The 22,515-nt window shown below is 36.3% G+C and carries 38 protein-coding genes and 1 pseudogene; all 39 read left to right on the top strand.

Features of this window, described 5'->3' with window-relative positions:
• Nucleotides 1-18: 18 nt before the first annotated feature.
• The 39 genes and pseudogenes from fusA (at nucleotide 19) to FP432_RS07465 (ending at nucleotide 22,436) form a co-directional block, all read left to right on the top strand.
• On the top strand, nucleotides 19-2,115 hold the full coding sequence (fusA, locus tag FP432_RS07275; protein ID WP_265488660.1) for an elongation factor G: 2,097 nt from the start codon (nucleotides 19-21) through the stop codon (nucleotides 2,113-2,115).
• A 259-nt stretch (nucleotides 2,116-2,374) separates the two neighbouring features.
• Nucleotides 2,375-2,683 (top strand): 30S ribosomal protein S10, encoded by a 309-nt coding sequence (gene rpsJ, locus FP432_RS07280; protein ID WP_008469934.1) that lies wholly within the window; start codon nucleotides 2,375-2,377, stop codon nucleotides 2,681-2,683.
• Nucleotides 2,684-2,710: 27 nt separating this feature from the next.
• On the top strand, nucleotides 2,711-3,340 hold the full coding sequence (gene rplC / locus FP432_RS07285) for a 50S ribosomal protein L3 (RefSeq protein WP_265488661.1): 630 nt from the start codon (nucleotides 2,711-2,713) through the stop codon (nucleotides 3,338-3,340).
• Between the two features lie 14 nt (nucleotides 3,341-3,354).
• On the top strand, nucleotides 3,355-3,972 hold the full coding sequence (gene rplD / locus FP432_RS07290; RefSeq protein WP_265488662.1) for a 50S ribosomal protein L4: 618 nt from the start codon (nucleotides 3,355-3,357) through the stop codon (nucleotides 3,970-3,972).
• On the top strand, nucleotides 3,972-4,265 hold the full coding sequence (gene rplW, locus FP432_RS07295) for a 50S ribosomal protein L23 (RefSeq protein WP_265488663.1): 294 nt from the start codon (nucleotides 3,972-3,974) through the stop codon (nucleotides 4,263-4,265). Before rplD ends, rplW begins: the two co-directional genes overlap by 1 nt.
• Nucleotides 4,266-4,284: 19 nt before the next feature.
• Complete coding sequence (gene rplB / locus FP432_RS07300; protein WP_265488664.1) at nucleotides 4,285-5,118, top strand: 50S ribosomal protein L2; 834 nt, start codon at nucleotides 4,285-4,287, stop codon at nucleotides 5,116-5,118.
• A 28-nt stretch (nucleotides 5,119-5,146) separates the two neighbouring features.
• Nucleotides 5,147-5,428, top strand: coding sequence for a 30S ribosomal protein S19 (rpsS, locus tag FP432_RS07305; RefSeq protein WP_117117431.1), 282 nt, complete (start codon nucleotides 5,147-5,149; stop codon nucleotides 5,426-5,428).
• A gap of 17 nt (nucleotides 5,429-5,445) precedes the next feature.
• Nucleotides 5,446-5,799 (top strand): 50S ribosomal protein L22, encoded by a 354-nt coding sequence (gene rplV, locus FP432_RS07310; protein ID WP_265488665.1) that lies wholly within the window; start codon nucleotides 5,446-5,448, stop codon nucleotides 5,797-5,799.
• A gap of 14 nt (nucleotides 5,800-5,813) precedes the next feature.
• Nucleotides 5,814-6,485, top strand: a complete 672-nt coding sequence (gene rpsC, locus FP432_RS07315) for a 30S ribosomal protein S3 (protein WP_265488667.1) — start codon at nucleotides 5,814-5,816, stop codon at nucleotides 6,483-6,485.
• Between the two features lie 2 nt (nucleotides 6,486-6,487).
• The gene (gene rplP, locus FP432_RS07320) at nucleotides 6,488-6,925 is read left to right on the top strand and encodes a 50S ribosomal protein L16 (protein ID WP_265488668.1); all 438 of its coding nucleotides are present in this window, start codon (nucleotides 6,488-6,490) and stop codon (nucleotides 6,923-6,925) included.
• Nucleotides 6,915-7,112 (top strand): 50S ribosomal protein L29, encoded by a 198-nt coding sequence (gene rpmC / locus FP432_RS07325; RefSeq protein WP_117117438.1) that lies wholly within the window; start codon nucleotides 6,915-6,917, stop codon nucleotides 7,110-7,112. Before rplP ends, rpmC begins: the two co-directional genes overlap by 11 nt.
• A gap of 21 nt (nucleotides 7,113-7,133) precedes the next feature.
• Nucleotides 7,134-7,400: a 30S ribosomal protein S17 gene (gene rpsQ / locus FP432_RS07330; protein WP_117117440.1), complete on the top strand. Its 267-nt coding sequence runs from the start codon at nucleotides 7,134-7,136 to the stop codon at nucleotides 7,398-7,400.
• A 33-nt stretch (nucleotides 7,401-7,433) separates the two neighbouring features.
• Nucleotides 7,434-7,802 (top strand): 50S ribosomal protein L14, encoded by a 369-nt coding sequence (gene rplN / locus FP432_RS07335; protein ID WP_117117442.1) that lies wholly within the window; start codon nucleotides 7,434-7,436, stop codon nucleotides 7,800-7,802.
• Nucleotides 7,803-7,823: 21 nt separating this feature from the next.
• Nucleotides 7,824-8,072, top strand: a complete 249-nt coding sequence (rplX, locus tag FP432_RS07340) for a 50S ribosomal protein L24 (RefSeq protein WP_265488669.1) — start codon at nucleotides 7,824-7,826, stop codon at nucleotides 8,070-8,072.
• Nucleotides 8,073-8,087: 15 nt separating this feature from the next.
• Nucleotides 8,088-8,630 (top strand): 50S ribosomal protein L5, encoded by a 543-nt coding sequence (gene rplE / locus FP432_RS07345; RefSeq protein ID WP_265488670.1) that lies wholly within the window; start codon nucleotides 8,088-8,090, stop codon nucleotides 8,628-8,630.
• Between the two features lie 17 nt (nucleotides 8,631-8,647).
• On the top strand, nucleotides 8,648-8,833 hold the full coding sequence (locus tag FP432_RS07350) for a type Z 30S ribosomal protein S14 (RefSeq protein ID WP_006729422.1): 186 nt from the start codon (nucleotides 8,648-8,650) through the stop codon (nucleotides 8,831-8,833).
• A 22-nt stretch (nucleotides 8,834-8,855) separates the two neighbouring features.
• A complete protein-coding gene (gene rpsH / locus FP432_RS07355; RefSeq protein WP_265488671.1) occupies nucleotides 8,856-9,254 on the top strand; it encodes a 30S ribosomal protein S8 in 399 nt (132 codons plus the stop codon).
• Nucleotides 9,255-9,279: 25 nt separating this feature from the next.
• Complete coding sequence (rplF, locus tag FP432_RS07360; protein ID WP_265488672.1) at nucleotides 9,280-9,810, top strand: 50S ribosomal protein L6; 531 nt, start codon at nucleotides 9,280-9,282, stop codon at nucleotides 9,808-9,810.
• A gap of 26 nt (nucleotides 9,811-9,836) precedes the next feature.
• Entirely contained in the window at nucleotides 9,837-10,196 is a 360-nt protein-coding gene (gene rplR, locus FP432_RS07365) for a 50S ribosomal protein L18 (protein ID WP_265488673.1), read from the top strand.
• 16 nt (nucleotides 10,197-10,212) lie between these two features.
• A complete protein-coding gene (gene rpsE, locus FP432_RS07370) occupies nucleotides 10,213-10,737 on the top strand; it encodes a 30S ribosomal protein S5 (RefSeq protein ID WP_117117452.1) in 525 nt (174 codons plus the stop codon).
• Between the two features lie 12 nt (nucleotides 10,738-10,749).
• Nucleotides 10,750-10,932 carry a 50S ribosomal protein L30 gene (gene rpmD, locus FP432_RS07375; RefSeq protein ID WP_117117454.1) on the top strand — a complete coding sequence of 61 codons (183 nt, stop codon included), beginning with the start codon at nucleotides 10,750-10,752 and terminating at the stop codon, nucleotides 10,930-10,932.
• A 25-nt stretch (nucleotides 10,933-10,957) separates the two neighbouring features.
• Nucleotides 10,958-11,398 carry a 50S ribosomal protein L15 gene (gene rplO, locus FP432_RS07380; RefSeq protein WP_265488674.1) on the top strand — a complete coding sequence of 147 codons (441 nt, stop codon included), beginning with the start codon at nucleotides 10,958-10,960 and terminating at the stop codon, nucleotides 11,396-11,398.
• Nucleotides 11,398-12,693: a preprotein translocase subunit SecY gene (secY, locus tag FP432_RS07385; RefSeq protein WP_265488675.1), complete on the top strand. Its 1,296-nt coding sequence runs from the start codon at nucleotides 11,398-11,400 to the stop codon at nucleotides 12,691-12,693. Before rplO ends, secY begins: the two co-directional genes overlap by 1 nt.
• A gap of 8 nt (nucleotides 12,694-12,701) precedes the next feature.
• On the top strand, nucleotides 12,702-13,355 hold the full coding sequence (locus tag FP432_RS07390; protein ID WP_265488676.1) for an adenylate kinase: 654 nt from the start codon (nucleotides 12,702-12,704) through the stop codon (nucleotides 13,353-13,355).
• 71 nt (nucleotides 13,356-13,426) lie between these two features.
• Nucleotides 13,427-13,648 carry a translation initiation factor IF-1 gene (infA, locus tag FP432_RS07395; protein WP_002878178.1) on the top strand — a complete coding sequence of 74 codons (222 nt, stop codon included), beginning with the start codon at nucleotides 13,427-13,429 and terminating at the stop codon, nucleotides 13,646-13,648.
• 20 nt (nucleotides 13,649-13,668) lie between these two features.
• Nucleotides 13,669-13,785 (top strand): 50S ribosomal protein L36, encoded by a 117-nt coding sequence (rpmJ, locus tag FP432_RS07400; protein ID WP_117117461.1) that lies wholly within the window; start codon nucleotides 13,669-13,671, stop codon nucleotides 13,783-13,785.
• 28 nt (nucleotides 13,786-13,813) lie between these two features.
• Nucleotides 13,814-14,158: a 30S ribosomal protein S13 gene (gene rpsM, locus FP432_RS07405; RefSeq protein WP_117117463.1), complete on the top strand. Its 345-nt coding sequence runs from the start codon at nucleotides 13,814-13,816 to the stop codon at nucleotides 14,156-14,158.
• A 17-nt stretch (nucleotides 14,159-14,175) separates the two neighbouring features.
• Nucleotides 14,176-14,565: a 30S ribosomal protein S11 gene (rpsK, locus tag FP432_RS07410; protein ID WP_117117465.1), complete on the top strand. Its 390-nt coding sequence runs from the start codon at nucleotides 14,176-14,178 to the stop codon at nucleotides 14,563-14,565.
• A gap of 49 nt (nucleotides 14,566-14,614) precedes the next feature.
• Nucleotides 14,615-15,553: a DNA-directed RNA polymerase subunit alpha gene (locus tag FP432_RS07415; protein WP_265488679.1), complete on the top strand. Its 939-nt coding sequence runs from the start codon at nucleotides 14,615-14,617 to the stop codon at nucleotides 15,551-15,553.
• 26 nt (nucleotides 15,554-15,579) lie between these two features.
• On the top strand, nucleotides 15,580-15,963 hold the full coding sequence (gene rplQ / locus FP432_RS07420; protein ID WP_117117469.1) for a 50S ribosomal protein L17: 384 nt from the start codon (nucleotides 15,580-15,582) through the stop codon (nucleotides 15,961-15,963).
• A 173-nt stretch (nucleotides 15,964-16,136) separates the two neighbouring features.
• Nucleotides 16,137-16,970: an energy-coupling factor transporter ATPase gene (locus FP432_RS07425; RefSeq protein ID WP_265488681.1), complete on the top strand. Its 834-nt coding sequence runs from the start codon at nucleotides 16,137-16,139 to the stop codon at nucleotides 16,968-16,970.
• Complete coding sequence (locus tag FP432_RS07430) at nucleotides 16,961-17,821, top strand: energy-coupling factor transporter ATPase (protein ID WP_265488682.1); 861 nt, start codon at nucleotides 16,961-16,963, stop codon at nucleotides 17,819-17,821. Before FP432_RS07425 ends, FP432_RS07430 begins: the two co-directional genes overlap by 10 nt.
• Nucleotides 17,814-18,611: an energy-coupling factor transporter transmembrane component T family protein gene (locus tag FP432_RS07435; RefSeq protein ID WP_265488683.1), complete on the top strand. Its 798-nt coding sequence runs from the start codon at nucleotides 17,814-17,816 to the stop codon at nucleotides 18,609-18,611. Before FP432_RS07430 ends, FP432_RS07435 begins: the two co-directional genes overlap by 8 nt.
• 4 nt (nucleotides 18,612-18,615) lie before the next feature.
• Nucleotides 18,616-19,413 carry a tRNA pseudouridine(38-40) synthase TruA gene (truA, locus tag FP432_RS07440; RefSeq protein ID WP_265488684.1) on the top strand — a complete coding sequence of 266 codons (798 nt, stop codon included), beginning with the start codon at nucleotides 18,616-18,618 and terminating at the stop codon, nucleotides 19,411-19,413.
• A gap of 101 nt (nucleotides 19,414-19,514) precedes the next feature.
• Nucleotides 19,515-19,952 carry a 50S ribosomal protein L13 gene (gene rplM, locus FP432_RS07445; RefSeq protein ID WP_265488685.1) on the top strand — a complete coding sequence of 146 codons (438 nt, stop codon included), beginning with the start codon at nucleotides 19,515-19,517 and terminating at the stop codon, nucleotides 19,950-19,952.
• A gap of 22 nt (nucleotides 19,953-19,974) precedes the next feature.
• Nucleotides 19,975-20,370: a 30S ribosomal protein S9 gene (gene rpsI / locus FP432_RS07450; protein WP_117117481.1), complete on the top strand. Its 396-nt coding sequence runs from the start codon at nucleotides 19,975-19,977 to the stop codon at nucleotides 20,368-20,370.
• A gap of 282 nt (nucleotides 20,371-20,652) precedes the next feature.
• Nucleotides 20,653-20,991 (top strand): annotated as a pseudogene (locus tag FP432_RS07455) (AAA family ATPase); the annotation flags it as partial.
• Nucleotides 20,984-21,712, top strand: coding sequence for a lantibiotic immunity ABC transporter MutE/EpiE family permease subunit (locus tag FP432_RS07460; RefSeq protein ID WP_265488686.1), 729 nt, complete (start codon nucleotides 20,984-20,986; stop codon nucleotides 21,710-21,712). The pseudogene FP432_RS07455 and the gene FP432_RS07460, both read left to right, overlap by 8 nt.
• Nucleotides 21,705-22,436 carry an ABC transporter permease gene (locus FP432_RS07465; RefSeq protein WP_265488687.1) on the top strand — a complete coding sequence of 244 codons (732 nt, stop codon included), beginning with the start codon at nucleotides 21,705-21,707 and terminating at the stop codon, nucleotides 22,434-22,436. Before FP432_RS07460 ends, FP432_RS07465 begins: the two co-directional genes overlap by 8 nt.
• The last annotated feature ends 79 nt before the right edge of the window (nucleotides 22,437-22,515 follow it).

Consider the following 22,515-nt stretch of genomic DNA (forward strand, 5'->3'; position numbering starts at 1 on the left):
AAAGGAGAAATTAATCTTATGGCTAACAAACGTGAATTCTCTTTAGAAAAGACACGTAACATTGGTATCATGGCCCACATCGATGCCGGTAAGACTACAACTACTGAACGTATTTTGTATTACACTGGTAAGATCCACAAAATTGGTGAAACTCACGAAGGTGATTCACAAATGGACTGGATGGATGAAGAAAAAGAACGTGGTATCACTATTACTTCAGCAGCTACAACTGCTCAATGGAAAGATTACCGTATTAACATCATTGATACCCCAGGACACGTTGACTTCACTATCGAAGTAGAACGTTCACTTCGTGTTTTAGATGGTGCTGTAGCTGTTCTTGATGCTCAAGCTGGTGTTGAACCACAAACTGAAAATGTTTGGCGTCAAGCAGAAACTTATGATGTTCCTCGTATTGTTTTCGTTAACAAGATGGATAAGATCGGTGCTGACTTTGATAAATCAGTTAAGTCATTACATGAACGTTTAAACGCAAATGCTCATGCTGTTCAAATGCCTATCGGTTCTGCTGATACTTTTGAAGGTGTTATTGACTTAATCGACATGGTTGCCGATGTTTACGACGAAGATAAGATGGGCGCAGAATGGGAAACTATTCCCGTTCCTGACGAATACAAGGAAGAAGCAACTAAGCGTCGTAACGAATTAATTGAAGCTGTTGCTGATGTTGATGATGCTATCATGGATAAATACCTTGGTGGTGAAGAAATTTCTAATGAAGAATTAAAAGCAGCTATCCGTAAAGCTACTTTAAACTTAGAATTCTTCCCTGTATACGCTGGTTCAGCATTTAAGAACAAGGGTGTTCAAATGATGCTTGATGGTGTTGTTGATTACTTACCATCACCACTTGATGTTAAACCTTATGTTGCTCACGATCCTAAGACTGGTGAAGAAGTAGAACTTATGGCTGATGATAATAAGCCATTTGCTGCTTTAGCATTTAAGATTGCCAGTGACCCATTTGTTGGTCGTTTAACTTATATTCGTGTTTATACTGGTTCACTTATGTCAGGTTCATACGTATTAAACGCATCAAAGAATAGTCGTGAACGTGTTGGTCGTTTGCTTCAAATGCACGCTAACTCAAGAAGCGAAATTCCTGAAGTATTCTCAGGTGATATTGCTGGTGCTATCGGTTTGAAGAATACCACTACTGGTGATTCATTAACTGATCCAGATCACCCACTTATTTTGGAAAGTCTTCAAATTCCAGATCCAGTTATCCAAGTTTCTATTGAACCTAAATCTAAGGCTGACCGTGATAAGATGGATGTTGCTTTACAAAAGCTTACTGAAGAAGATCCAACTTTCCGTGCAGAAACTAACCCAGAAACTGGTCAAACTTTAGTTTCAGGTATGGGTGAATTACACCTTGACATCATGGTTGAACGTATGAAGCGTGAATTTAATGTTGAAGCAACTATTGGTGAACCACAAGTTGCTTACCGTGAAACCTTCACTAAGCCTGCTAAGGCACAAGGTAAATTCGTTCGTCAATCCGGTGGTAAAGGTCAATATGGTGATGTTTGGGTGGAATTTACTCCAAACGAAGAAGGTAAAGGTTACGAATTCGAAGATGCTATCGTTGGTGGTGTTGTTCCTCGTGAATTTATTCCTTCAGTTGACCAAGGTTTACAAGAAGCTATGAAGAATGGTGTTCTTGCTGGATACCCATTAATTGACGTTAAGGCTAAGCTTTACGATGGTAGTTACCACGAAGTCGACTCATCAGAAGCTGCATTTAAGGTTGCTGCTTCACTTGCATTAAAGAACGCTGCAGGCAAAGCAGGTGCTGTAGTTCTTGAACCAATTATGAAAGTTCAAGTAACTACTCCTGAAGAATACCTTGGTGACGTTATGGGTTCTGTTACTGCTCGTCGTGGTACCATGGAAGGTATGGAAGACAGGGCTGGTGCTAAGATTATTAATGCCTTTGTTCCACTTGCAGAAATGTTTGGTTACGCAACTACTTTGCGTTCATCAACTCAAGGACGTGGTACTTTCACTATGGTATTTGATCACTACAGTCCAACTCCTAAGTCAATCCAAGAAGAAATTATCAAGAAGCGTGGAGGAAACGCTGACGACTAATAATATTCTTTTAAAAGAAGTAGGTAAATCCTACTTCTTTTTTTGTATAAAATAAATTTATTGCCGAAATCCCTTGATAAATAAGGAAAGTAGAAGTACAATAATAAGCGTGCATTTTGATGGGCGTAGTCTGTCTATTGCACAATTGTTAAGCTTTGACGCAAAAGGTTGCGGCACACCAGGCTGCATTGCCACAGAGGTGAGTCGGTAATTTTTGCCGAGCTAGTCATCTTTTAAAGAAGACGAAGGAGGTTATTAGATGGCAAGTCAACAAATTCGTATTAGATTAAAGTCTTACGAACATGGTATTCTCGATGAGTCAGCTGCTAAAATCGTAGCTACTGCGCAAAGAACTGGTGCAGAAATTTCTGGTCCAGTTCCATTGCCTACTGAAAGAACTTTGTTCACTGTTTTACGTTCACCACACAAGAACAAGGATTCACGTGAACAATTTGAAATTCGTACGCACAAGCGTTTAATCGACATTTTGAATCCAACACCAAAGACTGTTGATTCATTAATGAAGCTTGATTTACCAAGCGGCGTTGATATCGAGATTAAATTATAATTTTAAACACATTATGGAGGTGTAATCATGACCAAAGGAATCTTAGGAAGAAAGGTCGGCATGACTCAAATCTTCACTGAAAATGGTGTTTTGGTTCCTGTAACTGTTGTTGAAGCAACCCCTAACGTAGTTTTACAAGTTAAGACTAACGAATCAGATGGTTACGAAGCAATTCAAGTAGGTTACCAAGATAAACGTGAAGTATTGAGTAATAAGCCAGCCAAAGGTCATGCTGCAAAAGCAAAGACTTCACCTAAGCGCTTCATTCGAGAAATCCGCAATGTTGAGCTTAAGGATTATGAAGTCGGCTCAGAAATCACTGTGGACACATTTAGTGAAGGTGACGTTGTTGACGTAACTGGAACTACTAAGGGTCATGGTACTCAAGGTAACATTAAGCGTTGGGGCCAATCAAGAGGTCCAGAAACTCACGGTTCAAGATACCACAGAATCCCAGGTTCAATGGGTTCAATCATTAACCGTGTACCTAAGGGTAAGAAGTTACCTGGTCACATGGGTGGCAAGACAGTCACTGTACAAAATTTAGTAATCGAAAAAGTTGTACCTGAAAAGAATGTTCTTTTAATTAAAGGTAATGTTCCTGGTGCAAAGAATTCATTAATTGAAGTTAAGTCTGCTGTAAAGGCAGCTAAATAGGAAGGAGGACTATAATGGCTAATTTGCAAGTTATCGATCAAAAAGGTAAATCTACTGGTAATGTAGATTTAAACGAAGAAATCTTCGCTATTGAGCCTAATGAAAGTGTTGTTTTTGATGCGATCATTAGACAAAGAGCCGGCAAACGTCAAGGTACCTCTGCTGTAAAGAACAGATCTGCTGTTCGTGGTGGTGGTAAGAAGCCTTGGAGACAAAAGGGTACTGGTCGTGCTCGTCAAGGTTCCATTAGAGCTCCACAATGGCGTGGTGGTGGTACTGTATTTGGACCAACTCCTCGCTCATACAAGAAAGATATGCCTCGTAAGGCTCGTCGTTTAGCTATGAAGTCAGTTCTTTCTCAAAAAGTTGCTGACAACGATTTAATTGTTCTTGATCAACTTACTTTATCTGCACCTAAGACAAAAGATCTTAAAGCTATTTTAGATAATGCTAAAGTTGACGGTAAAGTTTTAATCGTTTCTGACGATAAGAATGTTCAATTATCTGGTAAGAACCTTCCAAAAGTTAAGGTTGTTCCAGTTAACGGTTTAAACATTGTTGACGCAGTTGACTATGATAAACTTTTACTAACTCAAGACGCTATCAAGAGAATTGAGGAGGTTTTGGCATAATGGATGCACGTGATATCATTTTACGTCCCGTAGTTACTGAAAAGTCCATGGATTTAATGGATGGCAAGAAGTACACTTTTGATGTTCTTGTATCAGCTACCAAGACTCAAGTTCGTGATGCTATTGAAGAAATTTTTGACGTAAAAGTTAAAAAAGTAAACATTATGAACGTTCGTGGAAAAGAAAAGAGAGTCGGCCGTTATACTGGTAAGACTGCTCGTCGTAGAAAAGCAATCGTTACATTAACTGAAGATTCTAATGATATTAAGATCTTCAATAACGAAGAAGAATAAATTATAGGAGGTCAGTCAAGTGGCAATTATTAAATATAAGCCAACCACAAACGGCAGACGTAATATGACTTCTTCTGACTTTAGTGAAATCACAAAGACAAAGCCTGAAAAGACTTTACTTGAATCACAAAGTCACAAAGCAGGTCGTAACTCATACGGTCATATTACTGTTAGACACCGTGGCGGTGGACACAAACAAAAATACCGTATTATTGACTTCAAGCGTAATAAGGATGATGTAAAGGCAGTTGTAAAGGCAATCGAATATGATCCAAATAGAACTGCTAATATTGCACTTCTTCACTACACTGATGGTATTAAAGCTTACATTTTAGCTCCTAAGGGCTTAAAAGTGGGCGATATTGTTGAATCTGGTTCAAATGCAGATATCAAGCCTGGTAATGCATTACCATTAGCAGATATTCCTGCAGGTACTGAAATTCACAATATTGAACTTAAACCTGGTAAAGGTGGTCAATTAGTAAGAAGTGCCGGAACTGTTGCTCAAGTTCTTGGTCAAGATGGTAAATACACTTTAGTAAGATTACAAAGTGGTGAAGTGCGTCGTATTTTATCAACTTGCCGTGCAACTATTGGTTCAGTTGGTAATGAACAACACTCATTAATCCAACTTGGTAAAGCTGGTCGTAGTCGTTGGTTGGGCAAGCGTCCACAATCTCGTGGTTCTGTAATGAACCCTAACGATCACCCACATGGTGGTGGTGAAGGTAAGGCCCCAGTTGGTCGCCCACAACCTATGACTCCATGGGGTAAGAAGTCTCGTGGTATTAAGACTAGAAACTCTAAGGCAAGAAGCGAAAAACTTATTATTCGTCACCGTAAGGGTAAATAAAAATAGTTAAACAAAAGGAGGTTTATTAATGAGCCGTAGTATTAAAAAAGGTCCTTTTGCTGATGCAAGCCTTTTAAAGAAAATCGAAGCCCAAGAAGATTCTGAAAAGAAGCAAGTAATTAAAACCTGGTCTCGTCGTTCAACTATTTTCCCTTCATTCGTTGGTTTTACAATAGCTGTTTACGATGGTAGAAAACATGTGCCAGTTTACATTACTGAAGATATGGTTGGTCACAAGTTAGGTGAATTTGTGCCAACTAGAACTTTCCATGGCCACAAGGTTGCTGATAAGGCAACTACTACCAAATAGAGAGGAGAAACATATAAATGGCAGAACAAATTAATTCAGCAAGAGCTGAAGCAAGAACTGTTCGTATCGCTCCTAGAAAAGCCCGTTTGGTTGTTGACCTTATTCGTGGTAAGAGCGTGGCTGAAGCATTAGCTATTTTGGAGTTCACTCCAAGAGCAGCTTCCCCAATCGTTGAAAAAGTTTTGAAGTCAGCAATTGCTAACGCAGAACACAACTACGATCTTGAAAGTGCAAATCTCTATGTTTCTGAAGCATACGTTAACGAAGGTGCAACTTTAAAGAGATTCCGCCCACGTGCTAAAGGTATGGCTTCTCCAATTAACAAGAGAACCAGTCATGTGGTCGTTGTAGTTTCTGAAATGAACGATTAAGGGAGGTAAATTTAATGGGTCAAAAGATCAACCCAAATGGTTTCCGTCTTGGCGTTAACCGTGATTGGGAAGCTAAGTGGTACGCAGACAAAGATTACGCTGATACTTTAAATGAAGATTTACGCATTAGAAAATTTATCTCAGAAAAATTAGCTGATGCATCTGTATCAACTGTTGAAATTGAACGTGCCGCAAACAGAATTAATATTTCAATCCACACTGCTAAACCAGGTATGGTAATTGGTAAAGGTGGTAAAGAAGTTGAAGCTTTGAGAAAACAATTAAATGCTTTAACTAAGAAGAACGTTCACATTAATATTGTTGAAATTAAAAAGCCTGACTTAGATGCTAAATTGGTTGGTGAAAGTATTGCTCGTCAATTAGAAGCTCGTATTGCTTTCAGACGCGCTACTCGTCAAGCAACTTCAAGATCTATGCGTTCAGGTGCTAAAGGTATTAAGGTTCAAACTGCAGGACGTTTAAACGGTGCAGATATGGCCAGAAGAGAATGGCACACTGAAGGTAGTGTTCCACTTCATACTTTAAGAGCTGATATTGATTATGCATGGGTAGAAGCAAACACCACTTATGGACAAATTGGTGTTAAGGTTTGGATTAACCGTGGTGAAATTTTACCTGGTAAAAAGAACAAGCCTGCTTCTAAGAAAGCGAAGGGAGGAAACTAATAGTGTTAGTACCTAAGCGTGTAAAACACCGTCGTGAATTTCGCGGTAAGATGCGTGGTGAAGCCAAGGGTGGTAAAACTATTGCATTTGGTGAATATGGACTAGAAGCTGTTGAATCTCACTGGATTACCAACAGACAAATCGAAGCTGCTCGTATTGCGATGACTCGTTATATGAAGCGTGGCGGTAAGGTTTGGATTAGAATCTTCCCACAAAAATCATACACTGCAAAAGGTGTAGGTGTTCGTATGGGTTCCGGTAAAGGTGCTCCAGCAGGTTGGGTAGCTGTTGTTAAGAGAGGCAAGATTATGTTCGAAATCGGCGGCGTTTCTGAAGAGGTCGCTCGTGAAGCATTAAGACTTGCATCTAACAAGCTTCCAATTAAGACTAAATTTGTTAAGAAGAGTTCGGAAGTAGGTGGCGAATCTAATGAAGGCTAAAGATATCAGAGCATTAACCACTGATCAAATGTTAGAAAAAGAAAAGCAATATAAAGAAGAATTATTTAACTTGCGTTTCCAACAAGCAACTGGTCAATTAGAAAACACCGCTCGCTTGAAGAAAGTCCGTAAAAATATTGCTAAAATTAAGACAATTCTTAGTGAAAAAGAATTGAGCAACGATTAATAGTGGAAGGGAGTAATAAACTTGAGCGAAACTAACGAAAGAAATCGTCGTCACACTTACCAAGGTCGAGTTGTTTCAGACAAGATGGATAAAACTATCACTGTTGTAGTTGATACTTATAAGAACCACCCTGTTTACAAGAAGCGTATTAAATATTCAAAGAAATACTACGCTCATGATGAAAACAACGAAGCTAAACTTGGCGATACTGTTCGTATCATGGAAACCCGTCCATTATCACATGCGAAGCGTTACCGTCTTACTGAAATCGTTAAGAAGTCAATTTAATAGCGCGGATTTTATTGAGGGGAGGATATACTAGTGATTCAACACGAAAGCCGTTTAAAGGTTGCAGACAACTCTGGTGCAAGAGAACTACTAGTTATCAAAGTTTTAGGTGGTTCTAAGCGTAAAACTGGTAATATTGGTGATATTATCGTTGCTACTGTCAAACAAGCAACACCAGGTGGCGTTGTCAAAAAAGGTGACGTTGTAAAGGCAGTTATTGTTAGAACAAAATCAGGTGCACGTCGTGAAGATGGTTCATACATTAAGTTTGATGAGAACGCAGCAGTTATTATAAATGCTGATAAAAGTCCTCGTGGAACCCGTATCTTTGGGCCAGTTGCTCGTGAACTGCGTGAGAACGATTTTATGAAGATCGTTTCTCTTGCTCCTGAAGTATTGTAAAAAGTTTAGGGAGGTGCACTGATGTTTGTTAAAACAGGTGACAAAGTAAAAGTTATCGCCGGCAAAGACAAGGGTAAAGAAGGCACTGTTCTTTCTGTAAATACAAAGAAGAATCGTGTCGTTGTAAAAGGTGTTAACACTATCAAAAAGCATGAAAAGCCTTCACAAACTAACGCTAATGGTGGCGTAGTTGAAAAAGAAGGTTCAATTCATGCTTCAAATGTTAAAGTAATTGCAAAAGCAGAATATAAAAAAGCAGATAAGAAGTAGGAGGGAGGATAACAAATGGCAAACTCATTAGCTGAAAAATACTCAAAAGAAATTGCTCCAGCATTAAGCGAAAAATTCGATTACAAGTCTGTAATGGAAATTCCAAAGATTGATAAAATTGTTTTAAATATGGGTGTTGGTGATGCTGTTTCAAATGCAAAGAATCTTGATGAAGCAGTTGAAGAATTAACACTTATCGCAGGCCAAAAGCCATTGATTACCAAAGCTAAGAAATCTATTGCTAACTTCCGTTTACGTGAAGGTATGTCTATCGGTGCTAAGGTTACTCTTAGAGGAGATAGAATGTACGATTTCTTAGATAAGTTAATTAACGTTTCTCTTCCTCGAGTACGTGACTTCCGTGGAATTAGTCCAAGATCATTTGATGGTCGTGGAAACTATACTTTAGGTATCAAGGAACAATTGATTTTCCCTGAAATTGACTACGATAAAGTAAACCGCGTAAGAGGTTTGGACGTTGTTATTGTAACTACTGCCAATACTGATGAAGAAGCTCGTGAACTTCTTACAGACTTTGGTATGCCTTTTGCTAAATAATTAATGGAGGACAATTAATGGCTAAAACATCACAAATCGTCAGAAATCATCGTCCTGCTAAGTTCTCTTCACGTGAATACACTCGTTGTGAAAGATGTGGACGTCCACATTCTGTATACCGCAAGTTTAAATTATGTCGTATTTGCTTAAAAGACTTAGCACACAAGGGTCAAATTCCTGGTCTTAAAAAGGCAAGTTGGTAATTAACGATAAGGAGGCAAATAAATGGTCATGACAGATCCGATCGCAGATTACTTAACTAGAATCAGAAATGCTAATATGGCAAGACATGATTCAGTTGAAATTCCTGCATCATCAATGAAAAAAGCTCTTAGTGAAATCTTGAAACAAGAAGGTTTTATTCGTGATTACCAAGTTGAAGAAGATAACAAACAAGGTATGATCAAGATCTTCTTAAAGTATGGTCCTAATAATGAACGTGTAATTTCAGGATTAAAACGTATTTCTAAACCAGGTTTAAGAAATTATGTAAATGCTGAGAATTTACCAAAAGTTCTTAATGGTCTTGGCATTGCTATCATTTCTACTTCAGCAGGTGTTATTACTGATAAAGAAGCTAGAGAAAAGAACGTTGGCGGCGAAGTTATCGCTTACGTTTGGTAATATTGAAGGAAAGGAGAACTATTAAATGAGCCGTATTGGTTTAAAAGTCATCGAAGTTCCTGATAATGTTACTGTTACTAAAAATGGTAATGACATTACTGTAAAGGGACCAAAAGGTGAATTAACTAGATATTTTGATCCACGTATTACCTTTAATCAAGAAGACGGTAAAATTCAATTTACTCGTTCTAACGAAGATGATAAGGCTTTACATGGAACTGAAAGAGCTAACCTTGCAGCTATGATTGAAGGGGTAGAAAAAGGCTACGTTAAGAAATTAACTTTAGTCGGTGTTGGTTACCGTGCTCAAGCTCAAGGTAAGAAGTTAACTTTAAATGTTGGTTACTCACATCCAGTTGAATTTGAAGTGCCTGAAGGCATCACTGTTAAGACTCCATCTGCAACAGCAATTGAAGTTGAAGGTATTTCTAAGCAACGTGTAGGTCAATTTGCTGCCGAAATCCGCGATGTACGTCCACCAGAACCTTATAAGGGTAAAGGTATTCGTTACGAAGATGAATATGTACGTCGTAAGGAAGGTAAGACTGGTAAATAATAAATAGAAAATTTTGAGGTGAAATTGTGATTTCTAAACCAGATAAAAACAAATTACGCTTAAAGCGTCATAAACGTATTCGTGGTAAAATTTCTGGTACTGCTGAGCGCCCACGCTTAAGTATTTTCCGTTCTAATAAAAACATCTACGCTCAATTAATTGATGATGTAGAGGGTGTAACGCTTGCAAGTGCCTCAACAAATGATAAAGCTATTTCAGCAAATGGTTCTAAGATGGAACAAGCTGCTGAAGTTGGTAAAGCTTTAGCTGAAACAGCTGCTAAAAAGAATATCAAGAGCGTTGTATTTGACAGAAGTGGTTACTTATACCACGGTAGAATTCAAGCTCTTGCTGATGCAGCACGTGAAAACGGATTAGAATTCTAGGAAAGGAGAATAACTAATGGCAAACCGCAACGATTCTCGTAGAGATTCTCGTAAAGATCGTAAAAAAGACGATATTGAAGATCAATTAGTCGCAATCAACCGTATTACTAAGGTTGTTAAGGGTGGCCGCCGCATGAGATTTGCAGCAGTTGTTGTAGTCGGCGATAGAAAAGGTCACGTTGGTTTTGGTACTGGTAAAGCTCAAGAAGTTCCAGAAGCAATCCGCAAAGCTGTAGAAGCTGGTAAGAAGAATATGATTAAAGTTCCAACTGTTGGTACTACTATTCCTCATGAAGTTATCGGTCACTATGGTTCAGGTAACATTATGTTGAAGCCTGCTGAAGCAGGTTCTGGAGTAGCAGCTGGTGGTGCAGTTCGTATCGTTATGGACTTAGCTGGTATCGCAGATGTTACTTCTAAGTCATTGGGTTCAAATACTCCAATTAACGTTATCCGTGCAACTATGGATGGTTTGAAGAAATTAAAGACTCGTGAAGATGTATTAAAACTTCGTGAATCAGCAAAGAGCTTAGAAGATTAAGGAGATATATAAATGAACTTAAAAGTTACCTTAATTAGAAGTGCCGCTCACCGTCTACCAAAGCAAAGAACTATTGTTAAAAATCTTGGTCTTGGTAAGGTAAATAGCTCTGTTGTTCTTCCAGACAACGCTGCAACTCGTGGCGCTTTACTAAAAATTGCACACTTGATCTCTGTTGAAGAGGTTAAAGATTAAATTATCTAAGGAGGTGCCCTGAATTATGAAGCTTAATGAATTAAAACCAAATGAAGGTTCTCGTCGTAGCAGAAAACGTGTAGGACGTGGTACTTCAAGTGGTTACGGTAAAACTGCTGGTCGTGGTCAAAAGGGTCAATTAGCTCGTACTGGTGGTAAAACTCGTTTGGGCTTTGAAGGTGGTCAAATGCCATTATTCAGAAGAATGCCAAAACGTGGATTTAACAATGTTAACCGCAAGGAATATGCAATTATTAATTTAGAAGATCTTAACAGATTTAAAGATGGTAGTGAAGTAACTATCGATTCATTAAAATCAGCAGGTCTAGTTAAGAAAGAACTTGACGGTGTTAAATTATTAGCAAATGGTGAACTTAAAGCTAAATTAACTGTTAAAGTGAACAAAGTTTCTGAAGCTGCTAAAAATGCAGTTGAAGCTGCTGGTGGAACTGTTGAGGTGATCTAATGTTCACGACCTTGAAGAACGCCTTTAAGGATAAAGAAATTAGAAGTAAAATATTTTTCACATTATTTATCCTTTTGCTTTATCGCATTGGTGCAAATATAACTGTACCAGGGGTTAATGCAAAAGCTGTCACACAGGTCGCACAAACTGGTCTTGTACCTATGTTGGATACAGTTAGTGGTGGTGGATTGGATACTTATTCAATCTTTTCATTAGGTGTTTCGCCATATATTACTGCCCAAATTGTTATTCAATTACTACAAATGGATATTGTTCCTACACTTGTAGAATGGGGAAAACAAGGTGAAGTAGGTCGTAGAAAAACTAACCAAGTGACTAGATATTTAGCATTAGTAATAGCATTCGTTCAAAGTATAGGTATTACCTTGGGATTCAACGTATTAACACAGATGGGATTGGTTAAAAATCAAACTCCACAAACTTATGTTGAAATTGCAATTATTATGACTGCTGGAACAATGTTATTAACCTGGTTAGGTGATGAGATAACTGATAAAGGTTTGGGAAATGGTGTATCAGTAATTATTTTTGCTGGAATAATTGCACGTTTACCAAATGGGTTATATCAGATCTTCAAAGAAAACATCATTAACTCTAATCAAAGCGATCGTTGGCAAGGAATTTTGTTCTTCATCGCGATCATTATTGCCATTTTACTAGTAACTCAATTTGTTACCTGGTTTCAACAAGCTACTCTCCGTATTCCAATTCAATATACACGAAGAGCAGCAACAAGTGGCTCCGAAAGTTTCCTACCATTAAAAGTAAATGTTTCTGGTGTTATTCCAGTTATCTTTGCTAGTTCCTTCATTATTACTCCTGCTACCATTTTAATGGCTTTTCAAAGAACGCATGGAGAAGAAGAATGGTTTAAGATTTGTAATCAAATATTTAGTTTACAAACTACCCCAGGTTCACTGATATATACACTTTTAATTATTCTATTTACATTCTTTTACGCTTTTGTTCAAGTTAATCCAGAAAAATTATCTGAAAACTTACAAAAGCAAGGTGCATATATTCCAAGTGTTTGGCCTGGAAAGGATACACAACAGTATGTTTCTAAAATTTTAATTAGATTATCAACTGTTGGTGCTGTATTCCTAGGTTTAGTAGCCTTAATTCCCCAACTTGCAACTAATATTTGGGGCTTACCAAGTTCAATTGGACTTGGCGGAACTAGTTTGTTAATTGTAATTGGTGTTGTTCTTGAATTAGCTCAACAAATAGATGGGTTACTAATGAAGCAAGAATATGTTGGTTTTATTAGATAGGAAAAAATATGATTAATTTAATTCTTTTAGGATTACCCGGTGCAGGTAAAGGTACAGCTTCAGAACGAATTGTGGATAAGTATCATATTGCTCACATTTCAACAGGTGATATGTTTAGAGAAGCAATGGCTAATGAAACACCTGTTGGTCTAGAAGCAAAAAGTTACATCGATAAAGGTAATTTAGTACCTGATGAAGTAACTGCAAAACTTGTTGAAGAAAGACTTCAACAGCCTGACACTGAAAATGGTTATATTTTAGATGGTTTTCCAAGAACAACTGTACAAGCAGAGTTGTTGGAGAATATTACTAAAAAACTTAATAAACCATTAACTAATGTAATTGCAATTGATGTTGATGAAGATGTTTTAGTAAAACGTCTTTCAGCAAGATATATGTGTAAAAATTGTGGTGCTACATATAATAAAATCTCAAATCCAACTAAGGTTGAAGGAAAATGTGATCGCTGCGGTGGAACTGAATTCTATCAGCGTGAGGATGACAAACCTGAAGTTGTAAAGAATCGCTTAGAAGTTAATAAAAAGATGAATACCCCACTTCGTGATTTCTACGAAGAAAAGGGACTTCTTGAATCAGTAAATGGTGAACAATCACCAGAGAAAGTTTTTGAAGACATCGATAAGATTTTAAGTAAAGACTAGCACTAAGAATTGTAATTTTTATATTCCGTGTTATAATTCCTAAGTGTACATTTCTCATTGGAGGAAATATTTTGGCAAAAGATGATGTCATTGAAGTAGAAGGTAAAGTAGTGGATACTTTACCTAATGCTATGTTTAAAGTTGAATTAGAGAATGGAGCTACTATTTTAGCTCATGTTTCTGGTAAAATTAGAATGCACTATATTCGAATTTTGCCTGGCGATAGAGTAACAGTAGAACTTTCTCCATATGATTTAACTAAAGGTAGGATTACTTATCGTTTTATTAAATAATTACGGAACGGAGGCAAACAATGAAAGTTAGACCATCAGTTAAACCAATGTGTGAACATTGTAGAATTATTAAAAGAAACGGTCGAGTTATGGTTATTTGCTCTGCAAATCCAAAACATAAACAACGTCAAGGTTAATTATTAAAATTAATAGGAGGTGCAATTAATGGCACGTATTGCTGGTGTTGACTTGCCAAAAGACAAGCGAGTTGTTGTTGCTTTAACTTACATTTATGGTATTGGTGAACCAACTGCAAAGAAAATCTGTAAAGATGCAGGTGTATCAGAAGATGTACGTACAAACGACTTAACTCCAGAACAACAAGAAAAACTTCGTAGTGAAGTTGATAAGTACCGTGTTGAAGGTGACTTACGTCGTGAAGTCAACTTAAACATTAAGCGTTTAGTTGAAATTGGTTCTTACCGTGGTATGCGTCACCGTCGTGGCTTACCAGTTCGTGGTCAAAATACCAAGAATAACGCAAGAACTCGTAAAGGTTCAAAAAAGTAATATAGGAGGTTAAGTTAATGGCTGCAAAGAAAACAGCACGTAAACGTCGTGTAAAGAAGCATGTCGAAAACGGCGTTGCTCACATTCATTCTACGTTTAATAACACATTAGTTATGATTACTGATGTACAAGGTAACGCAGTTGCATGGTCATCAGCTGGTGCTTTGGGCTTTAAAGGTAGTCGTAAGTCTACTCCATTTGCTGCACAAATGGCTGCAGAAGCTGCTGCAAAGTCAGCAATGGATCAAGGCATGAAGCATGTAGAAGTTTCAGTTAAAGGACCAGGTGCTGGACGTGAAGCTGCTATTCGAGCACTTCAAGCTGCTGGACTTGAAATCACTGCTATTCGTGACGTAACTCCAGTACCACACAATGGTTCCAGACCACCAAAACGTCGTCGTGTCTAGTTTATTCCTGCATGCAGGATTTTACGTTTTGAAAGGGGCCCATTAAGTAATGATTGAATTTCAAAAACCAAATATTACCGTTGTTGATCAGGAAGAATCATACGGTAAAATTGTTGTCGAACCATTGGAACGCGGTTTTGGTACTACTTTAGGTAACTCACTCCGTCGTGTTTTGTTAACTTCTATTCCGGGAACGGCACTTTCTTACGTCCAAATTGATGGCGTATTGCATGAATTCTCTACAATTCCTGGCGTGAAAGAAGACGTCACAAAAATAATTCTTAATTTGAAGAAACTAGAGTTAAAGTCACTCTCAGATGAAGAAAAGATTGCAGAGATTGATGTAACTGGCCCTGCTATTGTTACAGCAGCTGATTTGAAAGTTGATTCAGATATTGAAGTTTTAAATCCTGATCAATACATTTGTACTATTGCTGAAGGTGGACACTTGCAAATGAATATTGCTATCAAAAATGGTAGAGGATATGTTCCAGCAAGTGAAAATAAGAGAGAGGATATGCCAATTGGTGTTATTCCTGTTGATTCTCTCTTCTCACCTATTAAAAAGGTCAACTACCAAGTCGAGAATACTCGTGTTGGTAAGAGAGACGATTATGACAAATTAACTTTGGAAATTTGGACTAATAGTTCAATCACACCAAATGATGCCCTTAGTTTTGCTTCTAAGATTTTACAAGAACACTTTAAGGTATTTATGTCTACTGATATGGGTGCACAACTTGAAGATGTTATGGTTGAAAAAGAAGACAATAAGAATGAAAAGAAACTTGAGATGACTATTGAAGAGTTAGATCTTTCTGTTCGTTCTTACAACAGTCTTAAACGTGCAGGAATTAACACTGTACAAGAATTAACCGATAAATCTGAGGCAGACATGATGCGTGTTAGAAACTTAGGACGTAAATCATTAGAAGAAGTAAAGAATAAACTTAACGATCTTGGTCTTTCACTTCGTCAAGAAGATTAAGATTCTGAATCAAGGAGGGAAAATCCATGGCTTACCGCAAATTAGGTCGTGATAGTGCTCACAGAAAAGCAATGCTTAGAGAGTTAACTACTCAGTTAATTATGAATGAACGTATTGTTACTACTGAAACACGTGCTAAAGAATTACGTAAAACCGCCGAAAAAATGATTACCTTAGGTAAACGTGGCGATTTAAACGCAAGAAGAAAAGCAGCAACTTTTGTTCGTAACGAAGTTGCAGATATTCATGAAGAAGGTGATGCAGTAGTAGTTAAATCAGCTTTACAAAAGTTGTTTAGCGATATTGCACCACGCTACAAAGACCGTAATGGTGGTTATACTAGAATGTATAAACTTGCTAACCCACGTAAGGGTGACGCTGCACCAATGGTTATCATTGAATTAGTTTAATAATTATTTGTATAAATCTTTCACGAAAGCGAGAATAAGTGCGATGATGGTGGCAATTTGCCTAGTCTAGCTTAGATGTAAATTCATCCCTCTTCGTGGATGATTTTTTTTTACACTTTTTTTGTTTAAGGTTTGTTACAATTATCTTATATAAAATAAGTGAAGTGAAGATTATGGCCAAGGAAATAATTAAAGTAAATAATATTAGTTTTACCTATAAAGATACTGATAAAAAAGCTCTCAATAATATATCTTTTTCTGTGGATAGAGGAGAGTGGATATCTATCGTGGGACATAATGGTTCTGGGAAATCAACATTATCAAAAATTTTAAATGGCTTGTTACTGGCTGATAATAACAACGAATCTTCAGTTATTATCGATGGCCTCCCCATGAATGAAAAAAATGTATGGAAGATTAGAGATAAAATTGGTATTGTATTTCAAAATCCTGACAATGAATTTGTAGGCGCAACTGTGGAAGATGATGTTGCATTTGGTTTAGAAAATCGTAATGTTGACAGAGAAAAGATGATACGAATAGTCTCGCATGTACTTGATGAAGTAAACATGCTTGATTTCAAAAAAACAGAACCTCAAAATCTTTCAGGTGGACAGAAACAGCGGGTAGCTATTGCAGGTATCTTAGCCGTTGATCCGGAAATCATAATTTTGGACGAGGCAACTAGTATGCTTGATCCTGAAGGTAGGAAAGATGTATTGTCCTTAATTAGAGATTTACAAGACAAAAAGAATATTACTGTTCTTTCAATTACTCATAGTATTGAAGAAATCGAAAAGTCGGATCGGATTTTAGTATTAAATAAAGGTAAATTACTCAGGTTTTCTAGACCAGATGAGATATTTACTGATCAGGTACTCATTAAAAATGCCGGACTGCAATTACCATTTATTTATCAATTGAAGAATAATTTAAGGGAAAAGGGACTGTTTATTCCATCTAATATTAGTAGTGAGGAGGAGTTGGTTGAGTATTTATGTCGATAAATTTTAAGAATGTAAATTATACTTATAATTCCAATACACCGATTGCTCATACAGCACTAACAGATATAAATTTGACTATCAAGGATAATATAGTCACTGCCCTGGTTGGTCACACGGGAAGTGGAAAATCGACTCTATTACAACTTCTTGATGGTTTGTTAAAGCCAACAAGTGGGGAAATTAACGTAAATGATTTTATTTTAAAGAGTAAGACGAAAAATAAAGGATTAAAACCATTAAGAAAAGAAATAGGAATAGTATTTCAATATCCCGAGACGCAATTATTTGCTGAAACAGTTTTAGAAGATGTCATGTTTGGACCTAAAAATTTTGGTTATTCAGATAAGGAAGCAGAGGCAACTGCAAGAAAATGGTTAAAGCGAGTTGGCATAGATGAGGATTTATTTCAGCATTCTCCATTTGACCTTTCGGGTGGGCAAATGAGACGAGTGGCTATTGCAGGCGTGCTCGCATATGAGCCAAATATTTTATGTTTAGATGAACCTGCAGCTGGTTTAGATCCTTCGGGTAAAGCGGAAATATTTTCGATTTTTAAGGAATATCAACGTGAGGACCATGGGATTATTCTAGTAAGCCATGATATGAATGATGTTGCAAATTTTGCAGATGAAGTAGTTGTAATGGATCATGGGAAAGTGGCAAGTCATGATAAAGTACAAAATATCTTTTTAGATCCAGAATGGTTGATTAGACATCACTTAAACGAGCCTGAAAGTATTTCCTTTGCTTTAAAACTGAGAAACAGGGGATTAGATATTTCTCCAGCTTTAAATGTTAAAGATTTAGCGGAAGAAATTATCAACGAAGTAGGTGAGAATCTAAATGAGTAAAATAATTGTTGGACGTTATATCCCAGGAAATTCAATTGTTTATAAAATGGATCCTCGAGGAAAAATTTTAGCTTGTTTTTTGTTTATTGTAGTAATATTTTTAGCTAATAATTGGCTTACTTATGCTCTCATTACAATTTTTACATTTTTAGCTGTAATTGCTACTGGATTGAGACCAAAGACTTTTTGGGATGGTGTTAGACCATTTGTCTGGATAATCTTCTTTACTGCTTTGTTGCAATTGTTTTTTTCTCCAGGAGGGAAAATTTATTGGCAATGGACTGTTTTTAGCATTAGCTCTTATGGAATAGTGAGTTCGATTTATCTCTTTATTCGTTTCTTAATGATCATCTTGATTTCAACTGTTTTAACGGTAACCACGACGTCTTTACAAATAGCTGATGGTATTGAATGGATTCTCAACCCATTGAAATATATAAAAGTTCCTGTTGCGGAGATTGCCTTAGTTCTTTCAATTGCTTTACGCTTTGTACCGACCCTAATGGACGAAACAGTAAAAATTGCGAATGCCCAGAGAGCGCGGGGAGCAGACTTTAGTAATGGCTCATTAATACAAAGAGCCAAAGCTGTTATTCCTATTTTGATTCCACTATTTACTAACTCATTGACAGTAGCATTAGATTTAGCAACTGCAATGGAATCAAGAGGATACCGAGAAAATAGCGTTAGAAGCCGATATAGAGTTTTAAAATGGACTAAGTATGATTTACTTAATCTGGGCTTTTTTTTACTTCTAGTGCTTTTATTGATTATATTTAGGACAAAGTAAAGATATGACACGATACAAAATGACTATGGCATATGATGGCCATTTATTTCATGGATTTCAAAAACAACCTAATCAACGTACGGTTCAAGGTACGATTGAAGAGACATTAGAAAAAATGACTAAGGGAAAACGAGTTGTTGTTCATGGATCTGGAAGAACTGATGCTGGTGTTCATGCAAAAGGACAAGTAATACATTTTGATTATCCCGATAAAGAAAATAAAGTTATTCCTGCTAAAAATATGATGTTAGCCATTAATTCACAAATGCCAACTGATATAGTTTTTTTTGAAAGTGAAATTGTAGATCAGGATTTTCATGTCCAGTATTCTACAAAAGGAAAATGGTATCGTTACATTGTTGATCAACATCATTTTACAGATCCCTTTAATCGCTTCTATACAGGACATTTTCCTTATCCTGTAAATGTAGATTTGATGAGACAAGCAAGTAAGGATTTACTTGGGTATCATGATTTTTCAAGTTTTGCGGCAAGCGGTGGACAAATAGTAGATAAGCGTAGAACTATTTACTATGTTAATATTGAGCAAGATCCAGAGAGGAAAGAAATCATTATTGATTTTATTGGAAGTGGATTTTTGTACAATATGGTGCGTATCATGGTAGCTGCACTATTAGAAATTGGAAATGGAAAAAGACCTGTGCATGATTTAAAACGGGTAATTGAAGCTAAAGATCGTCAAGAAGTGCGGGGAACAGCTCCTGCAAGTGGGCTTTATCTCTATCATGTATTTTATGAAGAAGTACCAGAAAAATATCGTTTAGACCATAAAATATATTGACAATTTCCTAAAAGGGACGTAAATTATTATATGTATGTTTGTCCACGATAGGCCCCGGAAACTTATTGTATGTCAAACACAAGAAAACGGAGGAATTCAAATTGCGTACTACCCCATTAGCAAAAACTAGTGATATTAATCGTAAGTGGTATGTTATCGATGCAACTGATATTTCACTTGGTCGATTATCTGCTGCTGTAGCATCAATTTTAAGAGGTAAGAATAAGCCTCAATATACACCAAATGTTGATACTGGTGACAACGTTATCGTTATTAACGCTGGTAAATTGAAATTGACTGGTAAGAAAGCAACTGATAAGATTTACTACCACCACTCAGACTACCGTGGCGGTTTAAAGGCTACTCCAGCTGGTGAATTATTAGCCAACAATCCTGTAAGATTAGTTGAAATGTCTGTTAAAGGCATGTTACCAAAGAATACCCTTGGTCACCAACAATTTATGAAGTTACATGTTTACGCTGGTGAAGACCACGAACATGCAGCACAAAAGCCTGAAAAGTTAGACATTAACAAATAATTCATCTAGGAGGTTTATATAAATGGCACAACAAGCAGCTTATGCTGGAACTGGTCGCCGCAAGGATTCTGTTGCGCGCGTACGCTTAGTACCAGGTAATGGTAAGATTACTGTAAATAAAAAAGATATTAATGATTACATTCCTTTCCCAATTTTAGTTAAGGATTTGAAGCAACCATTAGACATTACTGAAACTGAAGGTCAATACGACATTTTAGTTAACGTTAATGGTGGTGGTTACTCTGGTCAAGCTGGTGCAATTCGTCTTGGTATTGCACGTGCACTTTTAGAAGTTGACCCAGATTTCCGTGCTCCTTTGAAGAAGGCCGGTATGTTAACTCGTGATCCAAGAATGAAGGAAAGAAAGAAGCCAGGTTTGAAGAAGGCCCGCAAAGCTTCACAATTCTCAAAACGTTAATCTTATTATCGTTTCAAATATTTCAAAAAAGAACTCAGCTTATGCTGGGTTCTTTTTTTGAGTTTATAATTACTTTTGAATTTACAGCTTGACTTTATTATCATAAAAAATCTTATTGTTTAGAAATTAGTCGTTGATAAAAATATAAAGTGGATTGAAGTATTAAGAGAGAACAAATTGATTTTATTTCTTAGATTGAAGATAGACTAGACATTTGATAATATGTTAGAAAACCATAGGGGATAATAATAAATTGAATGAGCTATTGGGGTATGAAGATGAAAAAAACTTGCCAAAGACTTTTCTTTAGGGATGAAGGAAAGGTTAGGGATTGGACTAGCGCTAGTGGGAAATCCAAAATTATTAATTTTAGATGAACCAACTAATGGACTTGATCCTTTGGGTATTCAGCAACTTAGAAGTTTAATTACTAATTTAAAAGCAGAAAATATTACTATCCTCATATCTAGTCATATGCTTTCAGAAGTGGAACATTTGGCTGATACAATTGGAATTATTGGAAATGGAAAATTATTATTAGAACAGTCATATAATCCTCAGACTAATTTAGAAGAATTATTTAATAATACTTTGATAAAAGGTGGGGTTCAAAATGTTTAAAACTATTTCTAGTGAATGGTTAAAGAACAAAAGAACGATAGTTAGGAAGTTAGTTTGGTTTTTCCCGCTTTTAGTTGTAATTATGGCAACTCTTCTTTTTATGTCTACAGGTTATGTAGTTCAAACGATTGTTAATCAATGGAGTATTATTTGGGTGAATTTCTTTCTAGCTTTAATTATTGGCTTAATTGATCGACATGAAAAAAATAGTACAGAATATAAAATGATATTAAGTTCACCTATAAATTTATTTAATTATGAATTAGGTAGAATACTTCATGGAGTTCTCCTATCATTTATAGCAACAGTTGTACTAAGTGCTCTGATTCTCTTAGAAAGTTGTTTTATGACTATAACAGTGCCTGTCGTATTTTGCATTATTGCATTATTTGGCATTTTTATTACTTCTCTTTGGGAAATACCATTTTATATATGGCTAAGCCGAGTAACTAATTTATATTTTTCCATTGGAGTTGCTTTTATAGGAAGCATACTTGGTATTTTTATTGCACCAACAGCTTTTGGAAAAGTATTTCCATTTACTTGGATTGATTTAATGCCAGTTTCATTAATTAAAATGAATGTTAATGGATTAATTGTAAAAGACCCTACAGTTCTTTCCAATAACTATTGGACACTGGGAACCTCAATTATTTTGTTTATCGTATTAAGCTTTTTAAGTGCCAGATCTTTTAAAAAGCAGGTGATAGAGCATGCTTAAAAAAATAGTTGGAGCAGAAATAATGAAAATGAGACGTAGTTTTTTATTGTTTCTACATTTAATAATATTAATTTTATTTCCACTTGCTGTAGGGATGTATTATGGAAACAGAAAAGATAGTATTACATCAGCTAGCATGGTAATCATTTTCTTTGAGATTTTGTCTATTTCCTCACCTATTTTAATTAGCATAGTAGTTTCTTCAGTATTTGATCGTGAAGAAAAGGCAGGAAAGTTTAAAAATTGGTTAACTGAGCCAGTAAAAAAAGGGATAGTAGTTCAAGATCAACTTTATTATTATTGGGGCCTATACGGAGTTGAGATTATTGGTACTAGCTTAATTTATTACTTGGTTCTAAGACTAAATTCAGTAAATAATGTTTCGTTTTTGAAATTAATAGGGGTGAGTATAGTTTTTGCATTATGTGGACTAGCTCAGTATGAACTGGCACAATGTGCAGCTTTAAAATGGAATATTGGTGGAACGCTAACTATTGGATTTTTCGGAACAGTAATTTCGTTGTTAAGTATAACAAGTTTATTTGATATAGTTTGGCCAATAATTCCATGGGCTTGGCAAATGCGATTGATTACTTTTTGGCAACCAGGCATAAGTTGGGATTTAATAAAATTAGTGATGATTGAATATCTTATTCCTTTAATTTTTACAATATTAATAATTTTATTTAGTAAATGGTATTTTAATAGATGGGAAGGAAAGTAATAAAGTTTATTACAAGATGCCATGAGTGTTCCTGTTGATGAATATTTTGCGATATTCTTTCGACAGGATTTTTTAATAT

The sequence above is a fragment of the Lactobacillus sp. PV034 genome, assembly GCF_014522305.1.
GTDB lineage: Bacteria > Bacillota > Bacilli > Lactobacillales > Lactobacillaceae > Lactobacillus.

Coding starts and splice junctions, on each gene's coding strand:
- rpmJ (WP_117117461.1), top strand. CDS start 13,669: ATGAAAGTTAGACCATCAGTTAAACCAATGTGTGAACATTGTAGAATT.
- secY (WP_265488675.1), top strand. CDS start 11,398: ATGTTCACGACCTTGAAGAACGCCTTTAAGGATAAAGAAATTAGAAGT.
- rpsH (WP_265488671.1), top strand. CDS start 8,856: ATGGTCATGACAGATCCGATCGCAGATTACTTAACTAGAATCAGAAAT.
- fusA (WP_265488660.1), top strand. CDS start 19: ATGGCTAACAAACGTGAATTCTCTTTAGAAAAGACACGTAACATTGGT.
- rplC (WP_265488661.1), top strand. CDS start 2,711: ATGACCAAAGGAATCTTAGGAAGAAAGGTCGGCATGACTCAAATCTTC.
- rpsC (WP_265488667.1), top strand. CDS start 5,814: ATGGGTCAAAAGATCAACCCAAATGGTTTCCGTCTTGGCGTTAACCGT.
- rplO (WP_265488674.1), top strand. CDS start 10,958: ATGAAGCTTAATGAATTAAAACCAAATGAAGGTTCTCGTCGTAGCAGA.
- rplF (WP_265488672.1), top strand. CDS start 9,280: ATGAGCCGTATTGGTTTAAAAGTCATCGAAGTTCCTGATAATGTTACT.
- rpsS (WP_117117431.1), top strand. CDS start 5,147: ATGAGCCGTAGTATTAAAAAAGGTCCTTTTGCTGATGCAAGCCTTTTA.
- rpsJ (WP_008469934.1), top strand. CDS start 2,375: ATGGCAAGTCAACAAATTCGTATTAGATTAAAGTCTTACGAACATGGT.
- rpsI (WP_117117481.1), top strand. CDS start 19,975: ATGGCACAACAAGCAGCTTATGCTGGAACTGGTCGCCGCAAGGATTCT.
- FP432_RS07415 (WP_265488679.1), top strand. CDS start 14,615: ATGATTGAATTTCAAAAACCAAATATTACCGTTGTTGATCAGGAAGAA.
- truA (WP_265488684.1), top strand. CDS start 18,616: ATGACACGATACAAAATGACTATGGCATATGATGGCCATTTATTTCAT.
- rplX (WP_265488669.1), top strand. CDS start 7,824: ATGTTTGTTAAAACAGGTGACAAAGTAAAAGTTATCGCCGGCAAAGAC.
- rpsE (WP_117117452.1), top strand. CDS start 10,213: ATGGCAAACCGCAACGATTCTCGTAGAGATTCTCGTAAAGATCGTAAA.
- FP432_RS07430 (WP_265488682.1), top strand. CDS start 16,961: ATGTCGATAAATTTTAAGAATGTAAATTATACTTATAATTCCAATACA.
- rpmD (WP_117117454.1), top strand. CDS start 10,750: ATGAACTTAAAAGTTACCTTAATTAGAAGTGCCGCTCACCGTCTACCA.
- rplD (WP_265488662.1), top strand. CDS start 3,355: ATGGCTAATTTGCAAGTTATCGATCAAAAAGGTAAATCTACTGGTAAT.
- FP432_RS07350 (WP_006729422.1), top strand. CDS start 8,648: ATGGCTAAAACATCACAAATCGTCAGAAATCATCGTCCTGCTAAGTTC.
- FP432_RS07425 (WP_265488681.1), top strand. CDS start 16,137: ATGGCCAAGGAAATAATTAAAGTAAATAATATTAGTTTTACCTATAAA.
- rpmC (WP_117117438.1), top strand. CDS start 6,915: ATGAAGGCTAAAGATATCAGAGCATTAACCACTGATCAAATGTTAGAA.
- FP432_RS07390 (WP_265488676.1), top strand. CDS start 12,702: ATGATTAATTTAATTCTTTTAGGATTACCCGGTGCAGGTAAAGGTACA.
- rplE (WP_265488670.1), top strand. CDS start 8,088: ATGGCAAACTCATTAGCTGAAAAATACTCAAAAGAAATTGCTCCAGCA.
- rplV (WP_265488665.1), top strand. CDS start 5,446: ATGGCAGAACAAATTAATTCAGCAAGAGCTGAAGCAAGAACTGTTCGT.
- rpsK (WP_117117465.1), top strand. CDS start 14,176: ATGGCTGCAAAGAAAACAGCACGTAAACGTCGTGTAAAGAAGCATGTC.
- rpsM (WP_117117463.1), top strand. CDS start 13,814: ATGGCACGTATTGCTGGTGTTGACTTGCCAAAAGACAAGCGAGTTGTT.
- FP432_RS07435 (WP_265488683.1), top strand. CDS start 17,814: ATGAGTAAAATAATTGTTGGACGTTATATCCCAGGAAATTCAATTGTT.
- rplQ (WP_117117469.1), top strand. CDS start 15,580: ATGGCTTACCGCAAATTAGGTCGTGATAGTGCTCACAGAAAAGCAATG.
- FP432_RS07460 (WP_265488686.1), top strand. CDS start 20,984: ATGTTTAAAACTATTTCTAGTGAATGGTTAAAGAACAAAAGAACGATA.
- FP432_RS07465 (WP_265488687.1), top strand. CDS start 21,705: ATGCTTAAAAAAATAGTTGGAGCAGAAATAATGAAAATGAGACGTAGT.
- rplW (WP_265488663.1), top strand. CDS start 3,972: ATGGATGCACGTGATATCATTTTACGTCCCGTAGTTACTGAAAAGTCC.